The sequence below is a fragment of the Psychrobacter sp. SWN149 genome (assembly GCF_015864565.1).
Classification (GTDB): domain Bacteria; phylum Pseudomonadota; class Gammaproteobacteria; order Pseudomonadales; family Moraxellaceae; genus Psychrobacter.
This window is the reverse complement of sequence record NZ_JADYWX010000002.1, coordinates 32,626-57,862: the sequence shown is the minus strand read 5'-3', so window position 1 is coordinate 57,862 and position 25,237 is coordinate 32,626. Positions and strand designations below refer to the sequence as shown.

At 44.8% G+C, this 25,237-nt stretch carries 19 protein-coding genes; 4 read left to right on the top strand and 15 right to left on the bottom strand.

Annotated elements, in window-relative coordinates; genetic code table 11:
* Positions 1-3: 3 nt before the first annotated feature.
* Positions 4-2,679 (bottom strand): alpha/beta fold hydrolase, encoded by a 2,676-nt coding sequence (locus I6E86_RS03020; RefSeq protein WP_197175131.1) that lies wholly within the window; start codon positions 2,677-2,679, stop codon positions 4-6.
* Positions 2,680-2,926: 247 nt separating this feature from the next.
* Here I6E86_RS03020 and I6E86_RS03015 point away from each other — a divergent pair, with 247 nt between their 5' ends.
* Entirely contained in the window at positions 2,927-3,838 is a 912-nt protein-coding gene (locus tag I6E86_RS03015) for a lysine exporter LysO family protein (protein ID WP_197175129.1), read from the top strand.
* 27 nt (positions 3,839-3,865) lie between these two features.
* On the opposite strand, the gene I6E86_RS03010 is transcribed toward I6E86_RS03015, so the two are convergent.
* The 3 genes from I6E86_RS03010 to I6E86_RS03000 all read right to left on the bottom strand — a co-directional run bounded on the left by I6E86_RS03010 (position 3,866) and on the right by I6E86_RS03000 (position 7,253).
* On the bottom strand, positions 3,866-4,510 hold the full coding sequence (locus I6E86_RS03010) for an OmpA family protein (RefSeq protein ID WP_197175126.1): 645 nt from the start codon (positions 4,508-4,510) through the stop codon (positions 3,866-3,868).
* 26 nt (positions 4,511-4,536) lie between these two features.
* Entirely contained in the window at positions 4,537-5,805 is a 1,269-nt protein-coding gene (locus I6E86_RS03005) for an FAD-dependent oxidoreductase (RefSeq protein ID WP_197175125.1), read from the bottom strand.
* 101 nt (positions 5,806-5,906) lie between these two features.
* Positions 5,907-7,253 (bottom strand): FAD-dependent monooxygenase, encoded by a 1,347-nt coding sequence (locus I6E86_RS03000; RefSeq protein WP_320158518.1) that lies wholly within the window; start codon positions 7,251-7,253, stop codon positions 5,907-5,909.
* Positions 7,254-7,842: 589 nt separating this feature from the next.
* Between I6E86_RS03000 and I6E86_RS02995 the strand changes: the two genes are divergently transcribed.
* Positions 7,843-8,934: a PhoH family protein gene (locus I6E86_RS02995; RefSeq protein ID WP_197175908.1), complete on the top strand. Its 1,092-nt coding sequence runs from the start codon at positions 7,843-7,845 to the stop codon at positions 8,932-8,934.
* A 190-nt stretch (positions 8,935-9,124) separates the two neighbouring features.
* Complete coding sequence (gene ybeY / locus I6E86_RS02990) at positions 9,125-9,739, top strand: rRNA maturation RNase YbeY (RefSeq protein ID WP_197175121.1); 615 nt, start codon at positions 9,125-9,127, stop codon at positions 9,737-9,739.
* Between the two features lie 26 nt (positions 9,740-9,765).
* On the opposite strand, the gene I6E86_RS02985 is transcribed toward ybeY, so the two are convergent.
* Both I6E86_RS02985 and I6E86_RS02980 read right to left on the bottom strand, forming a co-directional pair.
* The gene (locus I6E86_RS02985; protein WP_197175119.1) at positions 9,766-10,650 is read right to left on the bottom strand and encodes a mechanosensitive ion channel family protein; all 885 of its coding nucleotides are present in this window, start codon (positions 10,648-10,650) and stop codon (positions 9,766-9,768) included.
* Between the two features lie 134 nt (positions 10,651-10,784).
* Positions 10,785-11,672, bottom strand: coding sequence for an energy transducer TonB (locus I6E86_RS02980; RefSeq protein WP_197175117.1), 888 nt, complete (start codon positions 11,670-11,672; stop codon positions 10,785-10,787).
* Between the two features lie 686 nt (positions 11,673-12,358).
* On the opposite strand from I6E86_RS02980, the gene I6E86_RS02975 reads away from it, so the two are divergent.
* Positions 12,359-13,138 (top strand): hypothetical protein, encoded by a 780-nt coding sequence (locus tag I6E86_RS02975; protein WP_227680508.1) that lies wholly within the window; start codon positions 12,359-12,361, stop codon positions 13,136-13,138.
* A gap of 218 nt (positions 13,139-13,356) precedes the next feature.
* Here I6E86_RS02975 and I6E86_RS02970 read toward each other — a convergent pair whose 3' ends face one another.
* From I6E86_RS02970 to nuoG, 9 genes are all read right to left on the bottom strand, one after another.
* The gene (locus tag I6E86_RS02970) at positions 13,357-14,184 is read right to left on the bottom strand and encodes a ferredoxin--NADP reductase (protein WP_197175116.1); all 828 of its coding nucleotides are present in this window, start codon (positions 14,182-14,184) and stop codon (positions 13,357-13,359) included.
* A gap of 190 nt (positions 14,185-14,374) precedes the next feature.
* On the bottom strand, positions 14,375-15,853 hold the full coding sequence (locus tag I6E86_RS02965; protein WP_197175114.1) for an NADH-quinone oxidoreductase subunit N: 1,479 nt from the start codon (positions 15,851-15,853) through the stop codon (positions 14,375-14,377).
* Positions 15,854-15,856: 3 nt separating this feature from the next.
* Entirely contained in the window at positions 15,857-17,482 is a 1,626-nt protein-coding gene (gene nuoM / locus I6E86_RS02960) for an NADH-quinone oxidoreductase subunit M (protein ID WP_197175112.1), read from the bottom strand.
* A 3-nt stretch (positions 17,483-17,485) separates the two neighbouring features.
* Positions 17,486-19,360 carry an NADH-quinone oxidoreductase subunit L gene (nuoL, locus tag I6E86_RS02955; protein ID WP_197175109.1) on the bottom strand — a complete coding sequence of 625 codons (1,875 nt, stop codon included), beginning with the start codon at positions 19,358-19,360 and terminating at the stop codon, positions 17,486-17,488.
* Positions 19,361-19,364: 4 nt separating this feature from the next.
* The gene (nuoK, locus tag I6E86_RS02950; protein ID WP_192519290.1) at positions 19,365-19,673 is read right to left on the bottom strand and encodes an NADH-quinone oxidoreductase subunit NuoK; all 309 of its coding nucleotides are present in this window, start codon (positions 19,671-19,673) and stop codon (positions 19,365-19,367) included.
* A gap of 98 nt (positions 19,674-19,771) precedes the next feature.
* Positions 19,772-20,488, bottom strand: coding sequence for an NADH-quinone oxidoreductase subunit J (nuoJ, locus tag I6E86_RS02945; RefSeq protein ID WP_197175108.1), 717 nt, complete (start codon positions 20,486-20,488; stop codon positions 19,772-19,774).
* Positions 20,485-21,033, bottom strand: a complete 549-nt coding sequence (gene nuoI / locus I6E86_RS02940; RefSeq protein WP_010198902.1) for an NADH-quinone oxidoreductase subunit NuoI — start codon at positions 21,031-21,033, stop codon at positions 20,485-20,487. The genes nuoJ and nuoI overlap by 4 nt, the downstream gene beginning before the upstream one ends.
* A gap of 55 nt (positions 21,034-21,088) precedes the next feature.
* A complete protein-coding gene (nuoH, locus tag I6E86_RS02935) occupies positions 21,089-22,132 on the bottom strand; it encodes an NADH-quinone oxidoreductase subunit NuoH (RefSeq protein ID WP_194362794.1) in 1,044 nt (347 codons plus the stop codon).
* Between the two features lies 1 nt (position 22,133).
* Positions 22,134-25,229: an NADH-quinone oxidoreductase subunit NuoG gene (gene nuoG / locus I6E86_RS02930; protein ID WP_197175106.1), complete on the bottom strand. Its 3,096-nt coding sequence runs from the start codon at positions 25,227-25,229 to the stop codon at positions 22,134-22,136.
* Between the last annotated feature and the right edge of the window lie 8 nt (positions 25,230-25,237).

Genomic DNA, 25,237 nt, shown 5'->3' with positions numbered 1-25,237 from the left:
TTATTACTTATCATCGATTGGTACAATTTTAATCGCCAATGACACCGTAAAGATACCAAAACGGTCGATACGCATGGCAATTTTCTTAAAGCCAGCACGCTCAACCAATTGATCCATCTCGGCTTGCGAGCGACAACGCATCACCCAACTGCTGCCACGATGATTGTTCAAGGTTTTACTGATAAATTCTTGCTCAGGGTGCCACGGCTGATTGGTATAAATTAAATAACCATCCGCTTTTAAACTGTCATAAATACCCGCCAATGCTGTTTCAGGTAGTGTATTGTCAGAAAACAACTCAAACACGCCTGAGCTGATAGCAATATCAAAGCCTCTATCAACTGCACTGTCACTCGTCTTCTCTATCTGCTGATAACTGGCTGCATCAAAAGCATCTTTTTGACAAGCTATGACTCGATCAGAAATCGCTAACTGCTCTGCTTTTGCTTGTAGTGCTTGGATATTATGCATCTCATAATCTCGTAGCTCTGCATGCAAATCACTAAACTCAGTTAATAGATCAAACGCATAAAAACCATGACCACTAGCGATATCTAACAGTTTTGGTTGATATGGTTTAGTACTACTCTGGTTTTTGTCTGCAATATCTGCCAGAGCATCGCGTGCCAGCTCTAATATATGGGCGCGGCGTATACGAATGCCTTGCCAGCCAATATTACTCAAATAAAATTTATCGATTGCTTGCCCAAATTTATTTTGTCCACTAGGCTGATTATAATAAACATGATCAAGCGAGTGACCCGAGTCAAATCCATGTTCAAGCCCTGTCGCAATCGCATCGCTAACATGCCCGAACTTTTGCATCGCAAAACGGGTAATAGCAAAACTCGGATTAAACGGCTTAATCGCTAAGCGGTCTACCTTGTCTTTACTGGCACTATTCAAATGCGCGGTACTCAAATCAGGGGCTTGGACTTGTATGTTAAATACTTGCTCAGCGAAATCAATACAGTCGGCAAAAACATCGGCTTTATTAGTCTCATGAAAGATTGCATGATAGCTATCTGGGTATAATTGCCAGCGTTTGGTAGATGTATTAATCGCTTCATAAAACGTGCGTTCAGCCTGCTTATCGACCACGTAGTCCTTACCTGCGCATAAAACAAACGTCGGTACAGTGATAGCCCCTGCATCGTCTAGCAAGCGCTGACCCGTAGCATGGGTATCGATGAGTAAGTCAGTTGAAATACTGTTCGATATCAATGGATCAGCATTGTAAGCTTGCTGCGCTTCTTTATCATGAGTCAATACTTGCGCTTTAACATAGCTACTAACACGCGACATCAGACCCAGCGTCCGTGCTACCTTTAATGACGGTATCGCAAAAGGCATATACAAGCGAATGCTTAGCGCAGGTGTGCCCAATATCATCCCGCGAATACTGGGCGCATAATCATGCACCCATGCTGCTGCCAGTACCGCACCGATACTACTGGCGACAATCAACGTATCTTCGATAGCAATACCTGTCTGCCCAATAACCAACTGCACAAAACCGTCTAAATCGCGTTCAAGCTCGGTAACGCTCTCCGCATGGTCTTTGACACCGCCTGAGCGACCATTACCGCGTGCATCCCAAGCAAAGACTTGATAACTAGCTTTTGCAAACTGCTCTGCTAACTCTGCCAATCGGCCCGAATGCTCATGTCCACGGTGCAATAAAATCACTTGGCGTAATGGCTGAGTCGCTTTTTTGATAGCTGATTTTTTCATATCTGCTAAAGGCATCGTGAGCCAGTAGCGATAATAAATAGCCGTGCCATCATAAGCGTTGTAGCAACTTTCACCATTTATAACTTTGGCTGAAGACTGCTCAGAACCAACACTGGCTTGTTTTTCTGATTTTTGACTGTGAGTGTTGGTGGTTGGCATTTCTTTGAACTCCAATGGGCGCGCGTTATCAGTAGAATTATTTGGCAAAACAGTATTAAGAGATAGTGAGTTGTTTGTTGACTCATACAATACGGATCGCAGCACAGGTGGCTGATGCATCAGATATAGATTTGCCATATAACGTAAGCGATTTAAACACGTTTTTAATAATAGCGTCTCTACCAACAGGGACAACTGCACGATTCTTTTAGGAGAAAGCGATAACGGTAGCTTGCTCCCCATAACAGCACCAAGAACGCCTAGTATTAAAGCGCGGTCACTTTTGCCTAAAGGTCCTTGGTTTGCCCTAACCCCTAGCATCGTATTGCTGGCGATACCAAGTAGTTCGGTACTCATACTTAACGCGACAATACTGCTGATATGCCGCTGAGTGGTTGGCGACTTACTCATGCCAGTTTGTCGTTCATAATTCATTTGTAAGTCATGTTTAGCGATATGCGGAATCAAACTGGCAATGAGCGCCGTATCAGCGATAATATCACTCGCCTCATTTAGTACTGCGCCCAGCGTCGATGCTTGACCATGCTCACGCGCCATCATGCCGTCGATAGCATTGAGTGCCATCCGTACGAATAATGATGACGGCAATAACAGCCATAACGCTTGCTGATCGGTTGCAGGCTTAGCAATTACGTAAGCCGTACCCACACTCAATAATACTGCGGATACCGTCACTTGATTGGCCGTAATTTTTTGGGCGACCAATGCATTACTCAGCGGTCGCAGTTGATCTTGAAATTTAGGTTTGAGCTGATATAGCGACATAGTATTGCCCAACTGCCCGAATACCTTAATGTATCAATAAACCGCTATAAGGTAAATATTTATGCCTACCGACACTCAATAAGCGGCAATCCTTTTGTACATCAGTCTCGGTCTTAGGTGATTTTTCAGTCATAAGTTGGCATGGTCATCCACATTTTGAACCCGCACACCAGCATTTGTGCAGTAATATGCTACAATCTTCAGCTTCTTAAAAATGCCTTGTTTAAAACGCTGCGAGTCCTTCACCATGCAAAGCTTGATTACCCTTGTTCTAGTCCTAATGCCAATGTTTATTGGCTTTGCCATTCCTTCTAATCCGACTATGACCAAGCTTGCGGATAAAGGCCTATCGTATTTGGTCTACATTATCTTGGCACTAATTGGGATTGAGCTATCACAAGTAGAAGGGCTGGGTAACCAGTTGGGCGAAATTGCTCTGTATGTCACTGTCTTATCGATCTTAACAATTGGTACGGGCTTATTTGCACTCATGGCGTTCGATCATCTGCACCCTTGGCATGCCAAAAAACCAAGCGTCAAATCCAAAGAGCATCGTGTCAGTATTCGTGGCAGTCTTGCGCAGGTCGTTTGTGTGGTAATTGGAATGGTGATTGGCTACTTCTTACCTGCCAATTATATGCCACCAGAGAACACCATGACTGCTCTGTTGATGATACTAATATTGCTGGTTGGTATTGGGCTTAAAGGTTCAGGCATTACGCTCAAAGAAGTAATGCTGAATAAACGCGGCGTACAAATGAGTGTTATTTTTACGCTAGCGGTATTAATAGGCGGGCTTATTTTTGCGTTGCTATTTACCGATGTCTCATGGACCAAAGGTTTGGCGCTGTCGTCAGGGTTTGGTTGGTACTCACTATCAGCGATTGTCATGACAGACGCTTATGGTGCGGTTTGGGGCAGTGTGGCACTATTTAATGACTTGGTACGCGAGTTTTTTGCGCTATTGTTTATACCCGTTTTTATGCGCAAATATCCATCAGCAGCGGTTGGGCTTGGCGGTGCGACCAGCTTAGACTTTACGTTGCCGGTTATCCAACAGTCAGGTGGTCTAAAAGTTGTACCATTGGCGATTAGTTTTGGCTTTTTGATTAATATCGTATCCCCTGTACTGATGGTGTTTTTCTCGGCGCTTGGGTAGATACAGCTTTTGATGATTGATTATGATTCAAAACTCGATACATATATCTGATTTTGAGCCATTTTGATTATGATAAACCATTCCGTCTTCAGGCTCTGTCGCTAGTCCATAGACTCGGCGATTCATGGATTTTCCCTCTTCGGTATCAGATGATGCAATAGGCGCTTTAACCTCACAATCTGAAGTATTTAAACGATTAGTAGCAATATCATGTTTTAAAATAAGGTAGTTTTTGACCATAAGTGCTCTATCTTTGCCCAGAGAATAAGAATGTTTACCGACCTCGTCTTCCGAAATATGAGCTTCAATTTGCATGGTAGCAGTATCGTATTTATTCATCTGCTCTGCTACTCTATCAAGTTCAAGCTGATACTCAAGTGGTAGTTCACTACTACCTTTTGCAAAAAAAGCACGATACTCCATATGTAGACTCATAGGACCCCAAGAGGGACAGCCTCTTTCATCTATTACTACATTTTCTGGAGTAGCTGGACACTCGTCTATATCATCAAGTACACCATCACCATCTGAATCCGGAGTATCTGGTACTAAAGTAATAGGCGGCTCTTCAATACTTTGATTGAGCGCCGTGCTTTTTAACGGTGTCTGACAACCTGTCAGTGACAATATGCCTAGCATGCTCGTCATCACTATCGATAATTTAATATTCATGGTCTACTCATCCTTAAGTATAGAAACTAAACCCCACTCGCTTGCTTAGCAAACAATCTCATGAGCGGCTTCATTTTACCAACGCGGTACATGCCCTCATTACGTATCTGCTGTACGGGACGTAATTGCGCCAGCGACCCTGCGAATAGCCAGTTAAGGGCAGAAAAGCTGTGCATCATCAGGCTATTATGCGGACGACGCAGACGCTCGTAACGACGCAACGTTTGATTGCTACCCCAAATCGTCCCACCACTACGAGTAAAGTCGTGTGTTAATTGCTCGCTCAATACTTGTACATCGAGCATACCCAGATTCAACCCTTGACCTGCCAACGGATGCACACCATGTGCCGCATCACCGATTAATACCAAGTTATCAGCCACGTAGCTTGTCGCCTGTTGCGCGGTGAGCGGAAAGCTAGCGATTGATTCAATCTGACTGATAGCACCTAACTCATAATGACAAGCAGCAGCCAGTTTATCGGCGATAACACGGTCATCTTCTTCTATCAATGCCAATGCTTGATTGCGTGGCAACGTCCATACGATCGACTGCCAATGTTGCGGATCAGCTTTATCTTCATCGGTAATATCCGCTAAAGGCAACAACGCCAGCGTACCCGTGGGCAACATCGCCTGACGCGCCGTTGCTTGATGCGGTTTTTCAGTGTGAATCGCACAGCAAATCGCGGTTTGATTATAATCGAGCGTGTCCAACCCAATCGCTGCTTGCTTACGTACAAATGAGCCGCGACCATCAGCACCGACCAGTAGGGCTGCGCCAATAGTGGTATGATTGTCTAAAGTCACACGGTAGCCTTGCTGCGCACCTAGCCAATCCATGTTTGTGACTTTTTGCCCCGCGATAATGGTTAGATAAGCACTGACGTCATCCTCATACAAACGCTGCCATAATGCATGTTCAATGACGGCTGGCTCGACCATGCTACCAAGCATTTGCGGTAGTGCACTGTCAGGATGATTTTCGCTATTATCACCAAATAATAGCTCACCCCTACCATTCAGTTGCCATACCTGCATTTGTGAGTAGTCAGCCTTACGCTTAGAGGAGGCAATCTTTTGCCATACGCCAACGTCTTTAAGCAAATTAATACTGGCCAAACTCAGCGCATACACTCGAGCATCACGTTTGCTCAGTACGCCTTGCCAAGCTAAGGCATCGCGTGCTGGACGAGCATCAATCAACGTCACAGACATTTTTGCTTGTGCCAGTTTTAGCGCAAGCGTTGCACCAACGATACCGCTACCGATAATCAGCGTATGGTTGTTTTTCATAAGGTGTCTCTCAATACTGGTCGATATTAGAATACTTGTTATCAATCTTACTTCAAGCAAGATTGACGCTGTCACTCTTTTAAAGAGGATTGGCTATAGCGCTATGATTTTAAGCCCATCGCATAGGTCGCAACCAGTGGTTTAATATTTGGCAGTTTATCGAAGGCTACTAGAGCCACATTGCGTGCCAGCTTTATGATTGGATTGGGATGGGTAAAGCCATGTACGACAGCATCGCAAAAACGAATGACTCGTTTTTGGTCGCTTAGACGCGATTTTTCATAGCGTTTGAGTAGCGTTGGATCACCAATGTCTGCACCCTTGAGCACTTGCGAATTCATCATCTGCGCCAATACATGGGCGTCACGCATACAGAGGTTAAAGCCTTGTCCTGCTACGGGATGCAAGGTATGAGCCGCATTGCCCATGACCACGCAGCGACCGTCTACTTGCTTGTTTGCTAGCACGCGTGTCAGTGGATAAGCGCCGCGGCGACCAGCAGCGATAAACTTGCCAGCGCGTTGACCAAAGGCTTGCTGCAGTGTCTGTAAAAAATGCGCATCGTCTTCTAGATAACGTTTCTCTTCACCCTTTGGACATACCCAAACGACCGAGCGTCTATAGCCACTCTGATATTCATCATTGCCGTCGCCATTTGGATCGGTCAATGGTAGTACAGCAAGTGGACCTGCTGGGCTAAAACGCTCAATCGCCACATGCTCATGTGCTTTATCAGTTTCTACCACACCCACGATAGCTGTTTGTTGATAGTCATAAGTGGTCGTGCCAATATCCAATAGCTGACGTACGGTAGAATCACGTCCATCACAAGCGACCAAGACGCTGCCCTGTAATTGCTGCGCTTGTTCCTCTTCACCGTAATAGCTAAAGCTCAGCGTGACACCATCCGCTTTTTGTGTCACTGCGCTGACATTGGCATTATCAATCAAGGTAATCAACGGCTCATATTGCGCGGCCAATAAAAGCTTGCGTCCGAGCCATGCATTTTCTATTACTTGACCAAATGACTCTACTTTTTCTTCGGCTTTATTGAGCTGCGCGCGGCCAAAGCTGCCCTGTTCGCTTACCTGTACTGAGTCGATACGGCAGGCATGGCTTTGCAACTCATCCCATAGGCCAATCTCTTGGTAAATCTGTACAGTGCGGCGTGATAATGCGGTATTGCGACTGTCCAAATAATGGCTACGATTGCTATCATCGTTTGGGCTGATGGTTGGGTAGCTGTTTTTTTCTAATAACGTGCTGGCAATACCCTGTTTCGCTAGCAGCAGTGCAAAGGATAAACCGACATGCCCGCCACCCGCGATAAGTACTTGTTGCGCCGTGATTGCCTTACTATTATCAGCTATATTTTCAACTACATTGTTTTCAACTGCATTCTCAACTTTGCTTTTAGCATTCGATAAGTTTAGATCAGTATTTTGTATCATTATTATTCCTACTTTATTATATGGGGCGTGCTTTCTATAATTGATCAGTGGGCTATTGGTTGCTGCTAATTAATTGCTGCTAGCAGTCACTGAAATCTCATGACCTTTGGTCAAGTTAACTATGTTTTAGGTGCAATCAGAGAACACTATGATAGACTCAATAGATTAACACAAATAACCCATTATTCCGTGCGGTTAACGGTAGGCAAAGCGTGTACTAAAACAGCTTTAATATTGATAACAATGAACACAGTAACCACAAAGCATTGAGAAGCAACCAAACCTAAAAAGCGCACTCTACTAAAATTATTACAAAACCAGCAACGATTGCAATCACCATACAAAAACAGCGTCAGGGTTAAGATGTATGGCTTGAAATTTAAGAACTATCTACCATAATAAAGGCAAGACCGTTACTTATCACCATTCATAAAACCAACAGCACTGCTACCGTCATTTCTATCTCTACAATGTAAAGCTAAAGCCAAGATAATAACGACCGACCACTTTATCTCTTAAGTCCAAAGCTTAATAAAACAACATCACTTTGGGCACACAATAAAAGGATAATCGCTTGACTGATTCCATGAGCCGCCGTATAAAGTTTGAATCCTTGACGCCAGCACAGCTTAAAATTGTGCTAGGTGAATACAATAATCACATGAAATATATCCAAAAACGCCTCGATATCAAAATCATGCAACGTCAAGGTGATTTTTGCCTGAGCGGTGATGTGACCGGTGTTGAACGTGGTGAACGTATTATTTATAAGATGGTGGATGAAGCTCAAAACAAAAAAGACATCAGTGCAGAAGAGCTGCATCTCATTATCCAATCGAGTATCTCTCGTGACGAAGACATGGCAGCCGATGCACAACAGGCAGAAGAAACTGCCAAAGAAGAAGATTTCGATATTGCTAGTGAATTTACGCCCGTTAGCTTGCGCACACGTAAGGGTCGTATCATTCCTCGCGGTGGCAATCAGCAGACCTATGTCCAAAGTGTGCTGAACTCTGACGTCTCATTCGGTATTGGGCCTGCTGGTACGGGTAAAACGTATCTAGCCGTTGCTTGCGCCGTGGATATGCTCGAGCGTAATGAAATCGAGCGGATTTTACTCGTGCGTCCAGCAGTAGAAGCTGGTGAAAAACTGGGATTCTTGCCTGGTGATTTAACGCAAAAAATCGACCCCTACTTGCGTCCATTATACGATGCGCTATATGAGATGATCGGCGTTGAAAAGGTCGGCAAGCTGATTGAAAAACAAGTCATCGAAATCGCACCTCTTGCCTATATGCGCGGTCGTACATTAAACAATTCGTTTGTTATCTTGGATGAAGCACAAAACACCACGCCTGAGCAAATGAAAATGTTTTTGACCCGTTTGGGCTTTGGTTCACGAGCCGTTATTACTGGTGACGTGACCCAAGTAGATTTGCCACGGGGGCACAAGTCTGGATTGGCGCAAGCGATGGAAATCTTAAGCGGTATTGAAGAGATTCATATCACCAAGTTTGACTCAAAAGATGTGGTACGCCATCAACTGGTACAAAAAATTGTCGAAGCCTATGATGTGTTTGATGAAGAGCAAATCATATTAGAAGAAAAGCGTAAGTTTGAGCGTATCAAAGAGCAAGAGCGTAGACAAGCTATCGCTAATGCTGCAGCCAAGCTATAAAATAGCAGGTTTGATATCTGCCACCTTAAAAAGGCAAATATAGAAACGCAAAACCGGATTACTAATTAGTAGTCCGGTTTTTTGCTGCTAGACTGATAGTTAGCGTAGTAGATTAGGGTTGGTAAATTAGCTTTGAGTAGTTTTAGCAAATTAAACAAATAGCATGACAATATAGTAAGGAGAGAACAACATGAGCCAGTATGACGATAATGAGAACTCTAACCAAAATAAGGCAACTGATATCACTAATAATGATGAAAGCTTTGAGATATTAGATATCAGTGCAACGAGTAGTATTGATGACACCCTACTCGATACTTTTTATCATCGTGACATACTACTACCTGTGATGATGGCAACTTTAGATTATATAGATGGGCGCATTAATAGTGGTTTGGTACTGCCTTATTTTGCAGATATTGATGTTGAATTATGGCAAGAAAAAGCCAAATCACTCGATATATATATCACTGATGAGACTGAAGGTCGTGAGTTGAATTTGGAAGCACGAGGCAAGGATTATGCGACCAACATTCTGTCTTATCCTAGTGACTTGCCAGCCGCTATCATCGGGCTGATGCCAACCCTAGCGCTTGGTGAGCTGATTATTTGTCATGATGTGATCGTGCGTGAAGCAGCAGAACAAGAGAAAACAGTCGCACAGCACCTTAGCCATCTATTAACACATGGTGTACTGCACTTACTTGGATTTGATCACGAGCTTGGACAAGCTGAACAAGATGAGATGGAGCAGTTTGAAATTGAGGTTTTGGCAGGCCTAAACCTACCAAACCCCTATTTATAGTGAATATGATTTAAACATCTTTATCTTTAGAGATTTTGATCTTTGTCTAAAGATGGTAATGGCGATTCGTTTTTGTTGCCCATCAACATCTCTAACCCTTTAACATGCACACTGCGCTGCGGGAATGGAATGTCGATTTTGTTGTCATCAAGCGCGTATTTAAACTGCTCAAGCAAATCACATTGCATGCTCCACCAGTCCGCATTGGTAGTCCAAACATTTAGGGTCAAATCAACCGAATTGTCCCCTAGGTTGGTCACACGGACGATAGGTTCAGGGTCAGTAAATGCCAACGGATTGTCGGTGGCCAACTTTATCATGATGTCTTTTGCGGTCTTAATATCGGCATCATAGCCAATGCCGATAGTGATATCCACGCGGCGATTGGGTAACGACGAATAGTTGATGGTCGCGGTTGTGGTGATGTCACCATTAGGGATAATAATATCGTGATTGTTTGTCGTGGTCAGATGGGTATTGATCAAGTTAATTTCCGTCACCGTACCGGTATGACCGAGTATTTGTACATAATCACCGCGTACAAACGGGCGAAACGTCACAATCATGATGCCAGCGGCAAAGTTAGACAGCTGATCTTTAAGCGACAGACCGATAGCAACCGCAGCACCGCCTAATATAGCGACGACCGACGTGGTCTGCACACCCACTTTACTCAGTGCAGCCAACGCCACCACGACCAACAATATGCCATATAGTAGACGACCCAAAAAGCTAGCAACCGTGTCATCTAAATGACTACGTAACATAATTTTTTGAGCCACTGCGACGGCTTTTTTCGCAAGCCAGCGCCCGACGACGAATATCAGTATTGCCAATGCAACTTTGATGACCAATTCTATGCTATTGCTGGTTAGGGTGGCAATATCTACTGTAAAACCTAAAAATTCCATACTGACTCTTTACTTATAGCGGTGTGTGATGAGTTTGGGTAGCTTTATATTTGGATAGCTGTATATCGAAAAATAGTATGACGTATTCATCGACATACTATGTTTATTTATCGTGCAGCCAACTTTCTACAACCTTAATAAGTGACATTAACTTTGTCACTATATCGATAAGTTCGTATCAGTCGCAGCTCGACGATGTCTTTCATATCTTTGGTAAATTGACCAAAAGGCGCTGCTTGCCTGACAGATTGCTTGGCCGCTTCATCCAATATCGTTGAGTTTGAGCTTTCAAGCAAACGGATGGCTTTGATAGTGCCATCGCTACTGATGATGACCATCAGACGCACTTCACCTGTGATGCTTTGGGCGCGCGCTTGCGCAGGATAATGCAAATTACCAACGCGCTCAACATGCTCGCGGAAAGTATCGATATAGTCTGCCGCTGCGCCGCGCGTGGTCGAGTTGCTGTCTACTGTTACCACTTTGGACTTGGTCGCATAGAGCTGCTGGCGCTGAGACAGCTGTGCTTCTAACGTCGCGATTTGCTTACGTATCCGCTCTTCTTGAGCGATCACATCATCTTGTGCTTGTTTGCTATCATTGTCAGACTCTATGCTAGCCTGACGCCAGCTTAAAGTCGTGCGCAGATAGCTCTCTTGATAACGCTGCTGCCGAACCTGACGTTGCAGATCAATCACGTCCTGTGTTTCGCTCATTTGCGCAGCAGCCAATGCGCTCAGCTGATTGTTTTCTTGTCTTAGCTGCTCTTGCACCCTGCCGCCGCCTTCTTGTGAGGCATTGGCAATAAAGTGAGCATCTTCATTGGGCTTCATGTTGTCTGTGAGGGCTTTTGCCACATCCTGCATCATCGCAGCAGGATCTTTTCCAACAGAAAAACCAATACCAAAGATAATCAGCGCATGAATAGCGACTGCGATGACAATTGCAACAGGCAAACTGATATCACGCTTAGGGTCTTGCGCTGAAAAATGATAACTTTGTGAGTCTTTAATGTAGGCCAAAGCAGGTCTCAGCTTATGAGTATGAGTATAGCAGTATGTACAGTGCCATGTGAATGAGCACCGAATACGGTGTGCTAGATAGTGAGCATCGCCATTCTGAAAACAGTGCTATGCTTGATATATACAGGCGCTATCATAACATGACAGAGAATGATGTCACTAGCGCAACCATTCTGACGAGTACAATCATAAGCACACGGATATCTATTAGCAAACGTAAAATAATTGTGAATACTAGGGCGTGTCATCAATTAGCACACTAATACATTTAGTGGCCTTAAAATGGCTAAATTTTGCTAAACGTCGTCAGTAATTTTGTCAATATGTTCATATCAACGGCAATTTCTTTCTGGTTTATCTACAATTTCTCTCATTTTAAGCCTCAAAATCTAATTGAAGACACGCCCTAGCTTAAATTCGCTTAACCATTATAGATTTATATAAACTGCCTATATGGTAAATGAATTGTCATAAAACCCATGTGTCCATTTTGAAGCCACTGTATTTGTTATATACTGTTTTAGCGCAGCCATCTCAGTGCTTTGTATCGTTACTTTTGCATCAGCATAATGATAGCCATCATCTCACCGTTTCTATCTGTACTAATGATGGTTTATGGCTTTTGATCCGTAACTCATTGCAGCACCTCTTGAATGGCAAGCCCAGTAATTATAAGGATAATAAGTTTGAGTGACTTTGATAACGTGAGAGATTCAGACAATTTCGATGAGTTTTTTGAAAATATTGGCTATCGTTTTGATGAGTCATTCAGCAGTGGTTGGGAACGTCTCGCCCAATCCGTTAAAGACATCTATAATAAAACCACAGATAAGTTTGAAGACGAGCTGGCACTGCCAGTCGCACAAACTTACGTCAATGATGCGCTACAAAACTTTGTCACGGACAATGTAAAGGCGATTTTAGAGCTGCGCGTTGAGCTACATGATGATTGGTTTCGCTTATACTGCACGGTCAATGCAGGCGGTATTTATGCGGAAATCGCCAGTAATTTTAGCTTGATTCACGTGCAACTCGATCGCAATGTACAGCGTTTTGTGTTTGGTCAGCAGACCTATACTGATATCTTAAACTTGCGCTGCGAATCTTTTATCAAACGCCAAGGGGTAAAGCTTGCGATTTGGTTTTATCACAGCGTCCTAAAAAAAGACCCTTTGGGCTTCCTTTTATCTTACGTCAATATCGCGCGCGCAAAAGACGAAGTGATTTATATCGATATCAATCGCTGGCTAAAAAACAATAAAAAAATCATGGGTGCCCTATATAAAGTACAGGTCAACTATGGCGAGCTAGAAGAAGAACAGATGGTGCTAAAGGCTCAAATTAATTACCGCGACCTACTCGCCTCAAGCAATAGCGAAGATATCATCGGTGATGATGATGAGCCTGAGCTGATGCAAGGCCCAGTCAAACCTATAGATGATGCGACCGAACCAAGCCAAGTTTAGCTATTTCACCGCACAAAAAAACGCTGTCTCTTTAAGTCTAATAACCTTAAAGAGACAGCGTTTTTTATTTTCTATTAAAGCAGATAACCACTAGCTTAAATAAAAGAGATATAGGTGAATTCAAATAATTTCGATGCAAGGAAATCAAGCGCAGATAGTACAAGTAGTACGTCAAGCGAAGTTGACGATGTAGCGGATTTATTTGGGTTTGGCTATCACTACCAGTAGTTCTCTACAGCGATATTACCCTCACCGCGTCGATTCATCACCAGTCCTAGCGACTTTAGTGCTTCTTTGGTATCATCCACCATCTCTGGGTTGCCACATAGCATGACGTGAGTAGTATCAATATCCAACGCGATACCCGCCTGCTTCTCTAACGTGCCTTCTAGCAATAGCTTTGGTAGACGTTCTGACAATGCACCGTCGACAGGCTCACGAGTAACGATTGGGATAAAGATGAGCTTGGCTGGATTATCAACCAACGTACCGAAGTCTTCTTGAAGGCTTTTAATCTTATCCACGTAAGCCAGCTCTTGTGTCGAGCGTGCGCTATAAGCCAATACAATATGCTCGTAGTCTTCCCATGTCTTTAAATCTTGTAGCATCGATAAAAATGGTGCAAGACCAGTACCTGTCGCAAGCAACCACAAATCCTTCGGCATGGGTTTTTGATAACGCGCTAAGGTCAAAAATCCAAATGGCATGGTATTGAGTAGCAGCTCATCACCTACTTGTAGATGCTGCAGCTGTGAGGTAAATGCACCATCAGGAATCACGATAGAGAAAAACTCTATCACCTCATCAAAGGGCGAAGACACAATCGAATACGCGCGAAAGATGTCTTCATTCAATGCGGTATCAGAGGTATCATCATTGGCTTCAATTTGCTGATAGTATTTCAATTGACTGGGATTGACGCCCAAGCGGACAAACTGCCCTGCTGTAAACTTAAAACTATCAGGACGACTCACTGTAAAACTAAATAATGTGGGGGTCCAAGTGGTTTTACTGAGTACTGTCACGGTTTGGATATTGTCACTCATAACTGTTTATCACTTATACTTTATTAAACTGTGTTTTTATAAGCTACCTTTAGTAGGCAAAAAATAAATAACCATCAAAAGGTAGGCACAAAAAAAGATGCGCCAAGCTTATCATAAAGCTGGCGCATCTTGGTTTTTTAACCGTAACAGCAGATAAGCAGCAAAGGCTTATCTCATCTCTCTTTTAAGGCTACCAAATACGCGCCATGCTTGCCCACTCAATCATACTGTTTGGTAAGATACCAAAGAACAGAATAATCGCAGTTACCGCAATCACCATGATACCACCGGTACGCAGACCCCATTGACCAGACACATCAAACTCGATGAACTGCTTAGGACGTTTGAACAGCGTGAGTAATACACGTAGATAGTAGAATAGACCAATCGCACTGCCTAAGATAATCATCGCAGCCAAGAACCAGTTGGTACCTTGCACAGCAGCCAATATCGCAAACAGCTTAGTAATAAAGCCTGCCGTCAACGGAATACCAGCCAGTGATAACATCATGATCGTCATCACAGCGGTCAGGACTGGACGACGCCAGAATAACCCTTGATAATGAGTCAGCTCATCCGCTTCACCAGACAAACGATATGGGCTCGACATCAAGGTTACGACACCGAAAGCACCGATAGAGGTAAAGGCATAGACTGCCATATACATGCTAGAGATGCTATCAGCCGCTGCGCCAATACTAACGATAACGATCATTACATAACCCATATGGGCAATGGATGAGTAACCGAGTAGACGTTTGAGACTGGTTTGACGCACTGCCAATAAGTTACCCACTAAAATGGATAATGTTGCCATCACCATTAATAGCATTTGCACTGAAGGCAATGCCAATAAAGAGGTATCAATTAGGAATCGAACCGCCAGTGCCATCATGGCAACTTTTGATACTGATGCTAAGAAGGTAGCGATAGGCGCTGGTGCACCTTCGTATACATCTGGCGTCCACATATGAAACGGCGCCGCTGAGAGTTTAAAGGCGATACCAAACATCATCATCGCCGCACCCAATATCAATAGTGGCGATTCAAAGAGGTTGCCCAGCACCATGCTAATTGGTTTAAATGCTAGCGAGCCTACTTCTGCGTAGATGAAGGCCATACCCATCAGCAACGTCGCTGATGCGGTCGCTGATAGCACCAAGTACTTCAGTCCCGACTCAAGCGATTGGTTGCGCTTATAAGTATAAGCGAGTAAACCATATAACGGTACTGACAGCATCTCTAGGCTCATAAAGAACGATGCCATGTGCTGCGCGCTGACCATCAGTAGTGCACCAATGGTTGATAGCAGCATGAGCAAATATAGCTCTTCTTTATTGTCTTTGAGGTTGGCAAGATACGCATAAGACAACGTACAACACGCCAAGGCACAGATAAAAATCACTACCATATTAAACTGAGCAAAGTTATCAATAACAAATAACTGCTCAGCATTTGGCGCGATAGCTCCACTGTCAATCACACCGACCATTTGCCCGATGAGGGTAAATAGGCCGATATTTAAGCCTGCCACCGTAATCGTACCAGTGACCATGTGCGAGCGTTTAAGGGTAATCGCAATCATGACCGTCAGCACTGTAATCACTACAGCGATGATCGGCGCGTAAGGCAACAATCCTATCAAATCATTCATCGTAATATCATTCATGACTTAACGTGCCTCCATTGCATCAAGCAGGTGCGACGCATCTACCTGTGTCACTTGACTGTATATATATGCATTATTGATCCACTGCATCGCATGACTTGAGGTATCAAGGAACGGCTGTGGATACAGTCCGAGCCATACTAGACCGGCAGCCAACATCAGTAGCAATGACAGCTCGCGCTTGCCTAGATCTTTTAATTTACGTGCAGGTAAGCCATGTGACTTAGTCTCTCGCTCTGCCAATGCGGCGATATTGTTTTCACCAAAAAGTGCGCGGTGAATCAAAATGAGCGAGTAAAGGCCTGCTAGTACCAAACTGAATGTCGCAAAAACAACAAACACTGGATACTGAGCAAATGAGCCAAATAAAATCATGAACTCACCGATGAAGTTACCCGTACCTGGAATACCAAGTAGCGCTGCACAGAAGAACATCAATATCGGTGCGTAATAGCGGAACTGTCCCCACATACCACCCATCAAGGTCAAATCACGTGTGTGCAGACGCTCATATAGCTGTCCTGCCATAATGAATAGTGCAGCTGAACTCAAACCATGAGCAAGCATCTGAATCATCAGACCTTGTAAGCTGAGTAATGTTCCAGCATAGATTGCTAGTACCACAAAACCCATGTGCGAGATACTGGTATAGGCCAGCAAACGCTTCATATCGGTCTGCATAAAGGCAAGCCATGCACCGTAGAAGATACCAATCGTACCTAAGGTAATCGCTATCGGTGCAAACTCTTGTGACGCTGCTGGAAATAATGGCAACACAAAACGAATCAGACCATAGGCAGCAGTCTTGATAAGCACCCCTGCCAAATCCACCGAACCTGCCGTTGGTGCCTGCGCATGCGCATCTGGCAACCAGCCATGGAAAGGAATGATTGGCAACTTAACCGCAAAGCCAATAAAGAAGCACAGCATGATTGGATATTCCCAGCCGCCAAGTGACGTACCGAGCAAATCATTATAGTTAAAGCTCACCACGCCTTTTTGGGCATAGCTGATAATGACCAACACCAAGATACCGATGAGCATGATAAGCCCAGATGCTTGGGTATAAATAAAGAACTTGGTGGCGGCGTATTCTTTGGTTTTGCCGACGACATCATGACCCCAGATAGCGATCAAGAAGTAGATAGGAACCAGCATCATCTCCCAAAAGAAGAAGAATAAAAACAGATCAATCGATAAGAAAACACCGATGACGCCGCCCAAACTCCATAGCAAATTCAAATGGAAGAAACCAACACGGCGCTGAATCTCATTCCACGAACAGGCAACCGCTGCCACACCAAGTAAACCGGTTAATGCCACCATCATCAGTGACAAACCATCTAGCGCCAAGTGAAAGCTAATACCAAAGCTCGGTATCCATGGCACACTGAACTCCGCGACCCAAGGAACATTCGCGCTTGGTGCAATAACTTGCTTACTCATACCGCTAAAGTCACCGTAATGCCACAGTACTAGTGACAATACAAAGGTCAACGTCATGCCGATCAAGGCAATCCAGCGCGGCAGACGTTTGTTAAATCGCTCTACCACCCAGCATAGCAATCCTGCAATAAAGGGAATTGCGATTAATGCTGGTAGCATCCACGTTTGTTGTAACTCAATCATCTTTTATACCACCGTCATCATTACCAGCACCAGCAATACAGCCATACCCAAGCCAAAGCTTGTGGCATAACCTCGAAGAGACCCTGTTTGCGTCGCAGACAATACTTTATTACCTACTGAGGCCAGCTTAGGTAACAGCAACCACGTTTTATCGATAGGGTCGGCTTTAAGTAAGCGGCCGATGAACAAAAAGGGTTTTACAAAAATTACATCGTATAGCGCGTCGAAGCCTAGGCCATGATAGCACCAGTGATATAGCGCCCCACCAATACGTGAGCGCTTAAAGCTGGTCAGCATTTTGCCTTTATTGACGACATATAACAGTGCTGCCAATATCAAACCTGCTGCCATGGCACCCATCGCGATATACTCTGCTGTATGCTTAGCATGCGCTTGACCCGCTACTTCTAGTAAATGACCGACACTCTCTGGTAATACACCATCTAATGGCGGCGTAATCCAAGCACCAACGGCGGTAGATAGTACTAACAATACCGTCAAAGGCAACCAATACGACACACCTGATAGCTTATGAGCATGGGTTTTTTCTTCACCAAAGAATATGATCCAAATCATACGGAACGTATAAATTGCGGTTAAGAAAGCACCGAATACACCCATATAGAATAGTACTAAGTGACCTGTGGCATAGGTTTCCCAAAGAATCGCTTCTTTAGAATAGAAACCAACGGTAACCCAAGGTATGGCAGCAAGTGCACCACCACCGACGACATAGCACCAAAATACCAATGGTATTTTTTTACGCAGGCCACCCATCTTAAAGATATCTTGCTCATGGTGTACCGAAAGGATGACCGCACCTGATGATAAGAACAGCAGCGCTTTAAAGAAAGCATGCGTCATCAGATGGAAAATAGCCCCTTGCCATGCGCCAACGCCAAGTGCTAAGAACATATAGCCGATCTGACTCATAGTTGAATAAGCAAGAATACGCTTGATGTCTGTCTGTGCCAGCGCGCAGAAACCTGCAACGATAAGCGTCAATGCACCCACGCCACCGACCCAATACAATAAGATACTTGGTGTCAGCTCAAACAATGGATGTAAGCGGGCGATCAAATAAACGCCTGCCGTGACCATCGTTGCGGCGTGAATCAGTGCCGATACAGGTGTAGGACCTGCCATCGCATCAGCCAGCCACGTATGTAGTGGCAGCTGCGCTGATTTACCCATCGCACCGCCAACGAGCATCATCGTGGTCAGCATCATCGTTGGATTGTTGATATCGAATACTTCTGGCGCGCGCGTAATAATCTCTTGGATATTAAGCGTACCGAATTCACGGAACAATAAAAACAAACCAAAGGCTAAGAACACATCACCCACGCGAGTAACCGTAAAGGCTTTCATCGCCGCGCGTCCATTGGCTCTGTCATGGTAATAATAACCAATCAATAGGTATGAGCAAATGCCCACGCCTTCCCAACCGAGATATAGTAGAAACAAGTCATCTGCTAGTACCAGCAATAACATACTGGCCACGAACAAATTCATATAGCTAAAGAAACGGGCAAAGCCAGTGTCACCTTTCATATACCAAGAGGCAAACAGATGAATTAAAAAGCCAATCCCAGTGATAACACCCGTCATAGTCAATGCAAGACCATCGAAGCTCAAGCCGAAATGCGGGGCAAAATCGCCCACTTGGAACCATGTCCACAGCGGAACCTCTACGATCGTTCCTGCTGGATTGGTGGTCAAAAAGGTATAGCTCACGAATAGCGTACATAATGCTGATAGCAGCATGCTACCAACGCCCACAATCGCTGCCACCTGCTCTGTTAGCTTGTCGCGCATAAAGGCTAAAATCAAAAAGCCAACGAGCGGGAATATAAAGGTTAATGGTAATAAACTCATGACATCATCCTTTCATCTCATTGGCGCTATCGACATCTAGATGCCCACGCTGATGATAAAACCGCAATAATATTGCCAAACCAATGGCGGCCTCTGCTGCTGCTAACGTCAAAATAAAGATAAACATAATCTGTCCATCTGGATCGACCCAGCGACTACCTGCCACCACAAATGCTAGTGCTGCCGCGTTCATCATGATCTCAAGGCTCATTAGCATAAATAGGAAGTTACGACGTACCATGACGCCGCACAGTCCGATAGCAAATAAAATACCTGCCAAAATCAGTCCGTGGCTCATGGGTATCATACCCAGTACACCTTGCGCCTCAACAGCTGGCTGTACGAAGCCTGCCACCTCGTGGGCAAACGGCACGTTTGACACGTCTTGTGCCACGCTTGCTGCTAGTACCATTAGTCTGACTCCTTGCGCGTGACTTTGTTCGCACCGATATTCATACTTACGTAATCAAGTGGGTCAATATCTTTATATTCGTATGGTTCAGCCATCTTGACCGTATCGTTGTTTGTTTGAGTCGTACTATCGTATTGCTTAATACTACCCACACTTGGCTTAAATGCTTGACTGGCATGAGTCTCAACTTCGTCATCTATAGACTCTTTACCTAGATGATAAGCAGCGACTAGAGCCGCCAGTAATAATAATGCCGCCACTTCTATCAGCATGACATATTTGGTAAATAGCACCGTACCAACTGTTTTGGCAGATATCGCTGTACCACCAATCATCACGGCTTCATCATGATTGAGACCAATCATCGCGTATAGCACAACCGCGATGATTATCGTCAACCCTGTTGGAATCGCCCAAGTGCCAGCATCGAGCCAACGCTCTTCACGCTCATCATTACTCATGCCCAAGTTCAGCATCATGATAACGAAGACAAACAGCACCATAATGGCACCGGCATAGACAACAATCTCTAGCGCACCAGCAAATGGCGCACCGAGCACAAAGAATATGCCAGCAATCGCTAACAATGACACAATCATCGATAAGATAGCATGCACTGGATTGGCCTGAGTCACCACGCGCAAACTGGCAAATACTGCCACTGCCGCAAGCGAATAAAACCCAGCCAGTTCAGGATGGTTTAAAATATTCATCATGGTAGCAAGCTCCTTAGATCAATCGGTGCAGACTCATTTTGTGCTGCGCCTTTTGGTTTGTCCGCTACCGCCATACCTGTCACACGATAATAGTTATAATCAGGGTATTTACCTGGTCCTGAAATGAGCAAATGCTCTTTTTCATAGACCAAATCTTGGCGCTTATATTCACCCAGCTCAAAATCTGGGGTCATTTGAATGGCTGTCGTTGGACATGCCTCTTCACACAATCCGCAAAAAATACAGCGCGAAAAGTTAATTCTAAAAAACTCTGGATACCAGCGACCGTCTTCACGCTCAGCTTTCTGTAATGAGATACATCCTACCGGACAGGCCACCGCACACAAGTTACAGGCAACACAGCGCTCGTCTCCATCAGGGTCGCGCGTTAGGACAATACGTCCACGAAAACGCGGCGGTACAGGTACCGGCTCTTCAGGATAAAGGATGGTATCACGCGGTCTAAGCGCATGACTATTGACCATCCACATGCTGCGAACAATGGTAAATATACCAATGACGGTCTTTTTTATGGTAGTAAACATGGGATTATTATCCTTATCAGCTTTACCCTAGTTCATCAGTGATGGCTAGTGATGATTATAACGTTGGGGAAAATATCAAAATGACCGCAGCAGTAATCAACAGGTTAATCAAGGTTACGGGCAGACATACTTTCCAGCCAAAGTTCATCACCTGATCATAACGCGGACGCATGAGTGAGCCTCGAGCCAAAACAAACATGGTCATAAAGAACAGTGTTTTAATCATGAACCAAAAAGCTGGTGGAATAAATGGAATATCTAAATTAAAAGGTGCCAGCCAACCGCCAAAAAACAAGCAAGTCATCAATGCAGAAATCAAGACAACGTTGACATATTCTCCGATAAAGAACATACCAAACTTCATACCAGAATATTCGACATGATACCCTTCGGCAAGCTCTTGCTCTGCTTCTGGTTGATCAAATGGATGTCTATGCGTAACAGCAACACCAGCCACCACAAAAGTCAAAAAGCCAAAAAACTGCGGAATGATATACCAGCCGTCAACTTGCGATTCAACAATGGCACGTAAGTTAAATGAGCCTGTCAGTGCGACCACACCCATCAAAGATAAGCCCAAAAAGACTTCGTAACTGATGGTTTGTGCCGCTGAACGTAGGCCACCTAATAATGAGAACTTGTTGGCAGAAGCCCAACCACCGAACATCACTGCATAGACAGCAATACCTGCCATAGCAAAGAAGAACAGAATACCAATATCCCAGTCAGCAACGCCAAGCGTTGGCGAGATAGGAATAATGGCAAATGAGGCCAATGCGGTAAACATCGCGACCGCAGGTGCCAACGTAAACATAAACTTATCGGTAAAGTTCGGCGTCCAATCTTCTTTAAAGAAGATTTTGAGCATATCAGCGACCAGCTGTAGTGAACCAAATGGACCCACACGGTTTGGACCATAACGATCTTGCCATAAGGCCAGCATACGGCGCTCATAGATAATCATCATCGCCGCAACCAATACCACGACTAAGAAGATGACCAGTGATTGACCCACCAAAAATAAGATAGACCAAGCATCAAAGCTCAGACTCCCAGTCAAAAAGCTTGGCACATCAGGGATAATACGGGTAACTTGCATATTACACCTCCTGTGTGGTGATCGGCGCTGTATTCATTTGCGCAGTATCATTATCGTTAATCATGTCATTATTATTCATCATATCGTTGGCCATGCTGCCCATCATCGTCACTGGTGCATCCACTTTACGTACCGACGCTGGCATCGATGGGTGAATAATACTCACCTGCCCAACTGGGTAACCGATACAACCTTCCGCTAAGTAACCAACAATCTGTACTGGCAAGGTGATTTGTTGCTTATCAATCTCTATCGCCAAGTAATCACCAGCAGCAATATTCCAGTCCTTAGCATCATCCATACCGATACGCCATGCGGCAACAGGTAATTGCTCAGCGACGATTGGGCTGCGAGAAGCCATCATTGAACTGGCGTAGATATTATAGATAGGCACTAGCTTCGCTTGGCCTTGCTGCATATCAGTCGTCGTCGCAGACATCGCTTCTGGCGCAACATACTGACGAATAGCTAGACGTTCTAAGTGATCAAATAAGCGTACGCCTGGATCACCATTTTTGAGATGACCGCCGACTTTGTCTTGGTATTTGTTCCACGCTTGCGGTGAGTTCCAACCTGCCGCATTGGCAAAAGGAATCATCGAGCTTGGCGTTTCTTTACCGCTATAACCTTCCATTGAGAAGGTTAAACCAGTGTCTAAATCTTTTGGCTGCATCGGCTCATGCACTGATATTGGTGCACGCATGGCGGTACGACCTGAATAGCGGCGTGGCTGACGAGCAATTTTCAGACCCGTCATACGGTAAGCAGCATCAGGTGCAGCGCCTTTGATACCAGCAAGCTTAGGATGGGTTGCGATCAATGCATTGATGACATCATCTAGCTGCGTCCAATCGACATCACGACCCTCGATACTGCTATGCACTGCATGCAACCAGCGCCAGCCTTCTTTAATGCTGCTCATCGGATGGTAATATTCGTTGTCATAGACTTGGAAGAAACGCTGCGCACGGCCTTCAGCAGATATCAATGTGCCGTCTGCTTCTGCAAAACTAGCCGCTGGCAATACGATATCGACGTCTTTGTGCCAATCAAGTAGCTGATGATCCAGTGCAATGACGGTTTTATTAGATAATAACTGCGTCAATTTATTGGCATCGATGGCATCAGTCAGCTGATTTTCAGCGACGATAACCACATCGAAATCAGTGGCAAGCAGCTCTTCTACTGACTGACCGCCAAGCATGCAAACACCCATGCTATTAGCATCGGTAACCGTTAGGTAGATGCCTGCTTGTGCATGATAGCGGTTGTTCACTTCTTTTAGTTCGAGCGGTTCGGCAGGGGCGCGTTCTACATCATCTTGCGTTTCTGTATTTACACCTGTTTCTGGTTTGTTCGGCTTGGCAGATAAATCTTGGTCTTCTTCAGGCTGATCATTAGCAGACTGCGCTTGAGCTTTTACTTTGGCGTTATGAGTTTCAACTAGCTGCTGTTCAGTCGCTTTGATAGCCGCACGTTTTTGCGTCAATGCTTGAGTAATCTGCGCTGCTGCTTCTATCAATGCGGTAGACGACAAGCTACTACCCGAGATGACCAATGGCTTATCGGCCTGAATCAAGTCATAAGCGATTTGCTTCGCTAATGCTTGCATACCATCAGTATTAGCATCAGTGTCAACATTTTGTTCAGCCGCTTGTGGGTCCGCTATCTCTGCTAAATCATTAGCGAAGTTAGCAATCTCATCAGCGACTTTAAAGCCAAGTTTAGTGATGTCTTCAGGTGTCGCCACCACACTCACTTTACTGATATCTTCTAGCTTAGTTTGTACCACGTCGATGACATAGACTGGGCTTAGCGCATCTTGAGCAATACGTTTAACTGGTTCTGCAAGCCAAGGTTGCGTTTGCAACGCCGCTGCCATTTTCAGGCCTTCATTTTTTGCCGCTTGGCGTACTGACAGCGCGACACGTGATGAGGTTTGAGTAATATCCTCACCCAATACCAATACCGCATCATAGCTTTCGATATCAGTCATACTTGGGTTATAAATGCCATCAGTACTTAATACTTCGATGCATTTATTGACCAGTGCTTGCTGCTGATGGTTCAAACCTGTTGAAAACTTATCAAAGCCAACGAGGTTTTTTAGCGCAAAGTTAGTTTCTAGACTGGCGCGCGGTGAGCCAATACCGATGACTTTTTTATCTTTGATACGTTTGATGGTTTCATCGAGTGCGTAGTCAATATTGATTTTGACATGCTTATCATTGATACGTTCAAGCGCTTGCGTTGGACGATCTTCACGATTGACATAGCCATAACCAAAGCGACCACGGTCACATAAGAAATAGCGGTTTACTTCGCCGTTATAGCGGTTTTCGATACGGCGCAATTCACCATAACGCTCACCCGGTGAGATATTACAACCAGCCGAGCAGCCATGACAGATGCTTGGCGCATACTGCATGTCCCATTTACGGTTATAACGTTCAGAATGTGTTTTGTCAGTAAATACACCGGTTGGGCATACTTCCGTTAAGTTGCCTGAGAATTCGCTTTCGAACTGACCATCTTTATCACGGCCAAAATAGACACGGTTGTTTGAGCCATAAACGCCCAAATCTTCGCCGCCCGCATAGTCTTTATAAAAACGTACACAACGATAGCAAGCGATACAGCGGTTCATCTCATGCGCGATGAATGGACCAAGCTCTTGGTTATGATGCGTGCGTTTAGTAAAGCGGTAGCGACGACGGCTATGACCTGACATATAGGTCATGTCCTGCAGATGGCAATGTCCACCCTCTTCACAGGTTGGACAATCATGCGGATGGTTGGTCATAAGTAACTCAACCATCGACTTGCGAAATGCTTTGGCTTCATCATCAGTGACCGAGATGTACATGTCATCGCCAGGAGCGACCATACATGACATCACGAGACGACCGCGACCTGCTTCCATGTCATCGGCGTTTTGAAATTGCTTGACCGCGCACTGACGGCACGAGCCTACTGAGCCAAGGGCTGGATGATAACAAAAATACGGCACATCAATGCCGAGTGATAAACAAGCTTGTAGCAAGTTATCCGCGCTATCTACTTCGACAGTGGTTCCATCAATATGTATGACTGCCATGCCGCTCT